This is a genomic window from Chromatocurvus halotolerans (assembly GCF_004340525.1).
GTDB classification, from domain to species: Bacteria; Pseudomonadota; Gammaproteobacteria; order Pseudomonadales; family Halieaceae; genus Chromatocurvus; species Chromatocurvus halotolerans.
This window is the reverse complement of sequence record NZ_SLWX01000032.1, coordinates 1-5,826: the sequence shown is the minus strand read 5'-3', so window position 1 is coordinate 5,826 and position 5,826 is coordinate 1. Positions and strand designations below refer to the sequence as shown.

Genomic DNA, 5,826 nt, shown 5'->3' with positions numbered 1-5,826 from the left:
GGGGGAAAGCGGGGGATCTTCGGACCTCGTGCTATCGGATGAGCCTGCGTTGGATTAGCTAGTTGGTGGGGTAAAGGCCTACCAAGGCAACGATCCATAGCTGGTCTGAGAGGATGATCAGCCACACCGGGACTGAGACACGGCCCGGACTCCTACGGGAGGCAGCAGTGGGGAATATTGCGCAATGGGCGAAAGCCTGACGCAGCCATGCCGCGTGTGTGAAGAAGGCCTTCGGGTTGTAAAGCACTTTCACTTGGGAAGAAAGGGTGCGTGTTAATAGCACGTATCTGTGACATTACCTTGAGAAGAAGCACCGGCTAACTCCGTGCCAGCAGCCGCGGTAATACGGAGGGTGCAAGCGTTAATCGGAATTACTGGGCGTAAAGCGCGCGTAGGCGGTTTGTTAAGTTGGATGTGAAATCCCCGGGCTCAACCTGGGAATGGCACCCGATACTGGCCGACTAGAGTACGAGAGAGGGAGGTAGAATTCCACGTGTAGCGGTGAAATGCGTAGATATGTGGAGGAATACCGGTGGCGAAGGCGGCCTCCTGGCTCGATACTGACGCTGAGGTGCGAAAGCGTGGGGAGCAAACAGGATTAGATACCCTGGTAGTCCACGCCGTAAACGATGTCTACTAGCCGTTGGGGAACTTGATTCTTTGGTGGCGCAGTTAACGCGATAAGTAGACCGCCTGGGGAGTACGGCCGCAAGGTTAAAACTCAAATGAATTGACGGGGGCCCGCACAAGCGGTGGAGCATGTGGTTTAATTCGATGCAACGCGAAGAACCTTACCAGGTCTTGACATCCAGAGAACTTTCCAGAGATGGATTGGTGCCTTCGGGAGCTCTGAGACAGGTGCTGCATGGCTGTCGTCAGCTCGTGTCGTGAGATGTTGGGTTAAGTCCCGTAACGAGCGCAACCCTTGTCCTTAGTTGCCAGCGCGTAATGGCGGGAACTCTAAGGAGACTGCCGGTGACAAACCGGAGGAAGGTGGGGACGACGTCAAGTCATCATGGCCCTTACGACCTGGGCTACACACGTGCTACAATGGAACGCACAGAGGGCAGCAAGAGCGCGAGCTGGAGCGAATCCCACAAAACGTTTCGTAGTCCGGATCGGAGTCTGCAACTCGACTCCGTGAAGTCGGAATCGCTAGTAATCGCGAATCAGAATGTCGCGGTGAATACGTTCCCGGGCCTTGTACACACCGCCCGTCACACCATGGGAGTGGGTTGCTCCAGAAGTGGTTAGCCTAACCTTCGGGAGGGCGATCACCACGGAGTGATTCATGACTGGGGTGAAGTCGTAACAAGGTAGCCCTAGGGGAACCTGGGGCTGGATCACCTCCTTAAACGATTGGCACTACTCAATGAGTGCTCACACATTTGTCTTCGTCTATTGGTTGATGCGATAGAAATCGCGAGCTCGCCTGTATGTTAAGAGCACTTTGATGTAGATCGAAGGGCTGTAACGCAGGATGCTGGTGGCCTGGCAAGGCATTTTGCGAGTGAAGAAGGGAGCGTACGTATAGTACGTGACCGACTGAGCGAGCAAAATAACGCCGCCAGGGCGACAGCAGACAAGTAACAGCAGGCCTGTAGCTCAGTTGGTTAGAGCGCACCCCTGATAAGGGTGAGGTCGGCAGTTCAAATCTGCCCAGGCCTACCAAATACGCGTCACTCTTCGTTGGATCCTCACTCGCATAGCAGGCTATGCGTCGTGAGAATCCGCCTCGATTGACCCGCATTTGGTATTACTTGGCAGGATCGTGATTGCTGCGAGTGACTCTTTATTATGGGGCTATAGCTCAGCTGGGAGAGCGCCTGATTTGCATTCAGGAGGTCTGCGGTTCGATCCCGCATAGCTCCACCACTTTTGGGTGGACAGCGCCGCCATTGTCTTCATCCGGTCAGGACACTGACGCGAAGGGTGGTACATCGCATCATCGAGATTAGACGTGAGCGCAGCCTTGGCTGTGTTGACGTCTGGTTTTGACAACCAGATTGTTCTTTAACAAGGTAAATCAAGCTGAGTCTCTGGACTGCAGCCTGGCACATGGCACGGGTGGCGCAAGCTGCGTGTGTGATTGTGACGGGAGCGGTTCAGGGATTGAAATATCGGGCGTGTGGGTTCTCCAACACGCACGTCCGAGCGAGTTGTACATACATTGTGACTCAAGCGTCACAACATCCGGCGGGTACGGGCTTTGATCGGTCCGTGCCTCTAAGTACCTGACATACGCACAAGGGTGTCGGGGAAAAGTCTTCTTGAAGGGTATCTCTTTGGAGATGCCTGTCCAGATAACTGTGGTTATATGGTCAAGTGACTAAGCGCATACGGTGGATGCCTTGGCAGTCAGAGGCGATGAAGGACGTTGTAGCCTGCGAAAAGCTTCGGGGAGTCGGCAAACAGACTTTGATCCGGGGATGTCCGAATGGGGAAACCCACCCAGTGCAAGCTGGGTATCCGTAACTGAATACATAGGTTGCGGAGGCGAACTCAGGGAACTGAAACATCTAAGTACCTGAAGGAACAGAAATCAATTGAGATTCCCCCAGTAGCGGCGAGCGACCGGGGAGGAGCCTGCACGTGATAGCAGTGGAGTTAGTGGAACGGTCTGGAAAGTCCGGCGATAGAGGGTGATAGCCCCGTACACGAAAACTCTGTTGTGGTACTGAGCGTGCGACAAGTAGGTCGGGACACGAGATATCTTGACTGAAGACGGGGGGACCATCCTCCAAGGCTAAATACTCCTGACTGACCGATAGTGAACCAGTACCGTGAGGGAAAGGCGAAAAGAACCCCGGAGAGGGGAGTGAAATAGAACCTGAAACCGTATGCGTACAAGCAGTGGGAGCCTCTTTAGGGGGGTGACTGCGTACCTTTTGTATAATGGGTCAGCGACTTATTGTCTGTAGCGAGCTTAACCGAATAGGGGAGGCGTAGGGAAACCGAGTCTTAACAGGGCGTTCTAGTTGCAGGCAATAGACCCGAAACCGGGCGATCTATCCATGGCCAGGCTGAAGGTTGGGTAACACTAACTGGAGGGCCGAACTCACTTATGTTGAAAAATGAGGAGATGAGCTGTGGATCGGAGTGAAAGGCTAATCAAGCCCGGAGATAGCTGGTTCTCCTCGAAATCTATTTAGGTAGAGCGTTGTGTATCACCCTGGGGGGTAGAGCACTGTTTGGGCTAGGGGGTCATCCCGACTTACCAACCCCATGCAAACTCCGAATACCCAGGAGTGCGAGCACGGCAGACAGACGGCGGGTGCTAACGTCCGTCGTCGAGAGGGCAACAACCCAGACCGCCAGCTAAGGTCCCCAATACCAGTTAAGTGGGAAACGATGTGGGAAGGCGAAGACAGCTAGGAGGTTGGCTTAGAAGCAGCCATCCTTTAAAGAAAGCGTAATAGCTCACTAGTCGAGTCGGCCTGCGCGGAAGATGTAACGGGGCTAAACTGGTAACCGAAGCTGCGGATGTGTGTGTGGTTCGCCACGCACACATGGTAGAGGAGCGTTCTGTAAGCCGTTGAAGGTGAACCGGGAGGTTTGCTGGAGGTATCAGAAGTGCGAATGCTGACATGAGTAACGATAAGGGGGGTGAAAAACCTCCCCGCCGGAAGATCAAGGTTTCCTGCGCAACGCTAATCGGCGCAGGGTGAGTCGGCCCCTAAGGCGAGGGCGAAAGCCGTAGTCGATGGGAAACGGGCTAATATTCCCGTACTTCTTCATAGTGCGATGGGGGGACGGAGCAGGCTAGGCCATCAGGGCGTTGGTAGTCCCTGTTTAAGGTTGTAGGCTGATTGCTTAGGTAAATCCGGGTGATCAAGGCCGAGAGCTGATGACGAGTCCAAGGCGAGAGCCGCGGATGAAGTGGTTGATGCCATACTTCCAGGAAAAGCCTCTAAGCTTCAGCTATGAAGGAACCGTACTGTAAACCGACACAGGTGATCAGGTAGAGAATACCAAGGCGCTTGAGAGAACTCGGGTGAAGGAACTAGGCAAAATGGTACCGTAACTTCGGGAGAAGGTACGCTGCTGTTGGTGACCGGACTTGCTCCGTGAGCTGACGGCAGTCGAAGTGACCAGTTGGCTGCGACTGTTTATTAAAAACATAGCACTGTGCAAACACGAAAGTGGACGTATACGGTGTGACGCCTGCCCGGTGCCGGAAGGTTAAATGATGGGGTTATCTTCGGAGAAGCTCTTGATTGAAGCCCCGGTAAACGGCGGCCGTAACTATAACGGTCCTAAGGTAGCGAAATTCCTTGTCGGGTAAGTTCCGACCTGCACGAATGGCGTAACGATGGCCAAACTGTCTCCACCCGAGACTCAGTGAAATTGAAATCGCTGTTAAGATGCAGTGTACCCGCGGCTAGACGGAAAGACCCCGTGAACCTTTACTATAGCTTCACACGGGACTTTGACCTTACTTGTGTAGGATAGCTGGGAGGCTTTGAAGCGTGGACGCCAGTTCGCGTGGAGCCAACCTTGAAATACCAGCCTGGTAATGTTGAGGTTCTAACTCAGGTCCCTTATCGGGATCGAGGACAGTGTGTGGTGGGTAGTTTGACTGGGGCGGTCTCCTCCCAAAGAGTAACGGAGGAGCACGAAGGTGCGCTAATCCTGGTCGGAAATCAGGAGCTTAGTGTAAAGGCACAAGCGCGCTTGACTGCGAGACTGACAAGTCGAGCAGGTACGAAAGTAGGTCTTAGTGATCCGGTGGTTCTGAATGGAAGGGCCATCGCTCAACGGATAAAAGGTACTCCGGGGATAACAGGCTGATACCGCCCAAGAGTTCACATCGACGGCGGTGTTTGGCACCTCGATGTCGGCTCATCACATCCTGGGGCTGAAGCCGGTCCCAAGGGTATGGCTGTTCGCCATTTAAAGTGGTACGCGAGCTGGGTTTAGAACGTCGTGAGACAGTTCGGTCCCTATCTGCCGTGGGCGTTGGAGAATTGAGGGAAGCTGCTCCTAGTACGAGAGGACCGGAGTGGACGAACCTCTGGTGTTCCGGTTGTCACGCCAGTGGCACTGCCGGGTAGCTATGTTCGGACGGGATAACCGCTGAAAGCATCTAAGCGGGAAGCCTCTCCCAAGATGAGTTCTCCCTGACCCCTTGAGGGTCCTGAAGGGCCGTAGAAGACGACTACGTTGATAGGCTGGGTGTGGAAGCGTTGTGAGGCGTTGAGCTAACCAGTACTAATTGCCCGTGAGGCTTGACCATATAATCAGGGTTATTTGCAGGCCACCGTTGACCGGTGTTACCTGTAAGAAGCGCTGGATGTTGTGGCGAGTCATGATGAAGAAAGTGAAAGACCGTACAACCGACTCTCTTTACTGGGTAACACCTTGTAAAGGGCAGCTTGATTTACCGACCTATTTGACAGGTAGTGGGCAGCACAACGTGTGCGCAAGACCCAACGCCGTCAAGCCAGTTTGCCTGGCGACCATAGAGCATTGGAACCACCTGACTCCATACCGAACTCAGTAGTGAAACGATGCATCGCCGATGGTAGTGTGGGGTCTCCCCATGTGAGAGTAGGTCATCGCCAGGCTTCAAAAAGAAAAACCCCCGTTCACGCAGTGGACGGGGGTTTTGCTTTTTGGATGTGATGAATTATTGCCACTACACCGGGTCCATGTGACAACCCCTGCACCGCAGGTGCGGGGTTGGGGCGCCGCAGGCGTCGCGTAGCGATTGCGCGCAGCGCGCGCAACCCACTGTAGGTCATACCCGATACAGCGGGGCAGGCTCTCGCCAGGCTTGTATACCCACGCCCCGATCAGACATGGTCGGGGCGTTTTACGTTGGGG

2 tRNA genes and 3 rRNA genes are annotated in these 5,826 nt (G+C 54.3%); all 5 read left to right on the top strand.

From position 1 onward, the window contains the following. Window positions 1-1,354: ribosomal RNA gene (locus EV688_RS17160) — 16S ribosomal RNA — on the top strand; the annotation flags it as partial. Between the two features lie 240 nt (window positions 1,355-1,594). After that, a tRNA-Ile gene (locus EV688_RS17155) sits at window positions 1,595-1,671 on the top strand. Between the two features lie 128 nt (window positions 1,672-1,799). After that, window positions 1,800-1,875 (top strand) — tRNA-Ala (locus tag EV688_RS17150). A gap of 444 nt (window positions 1,876-2,319) precedes the next feature. Beyond that, a 23S ribosomal RNA gene (locus EV688_RS17145) occupies window positions 2,320-5,236 on the top strand. Window positions 5,237-5,451: 215 nt separating this feature from the next. Beyond that, window positions 5,452-5,567 (top strand): 5S ribosomal RNA (gene rrf, locus EV688_RS17140). Window positions 5,568-5,826: the final 259 nt, after the last annotated feature.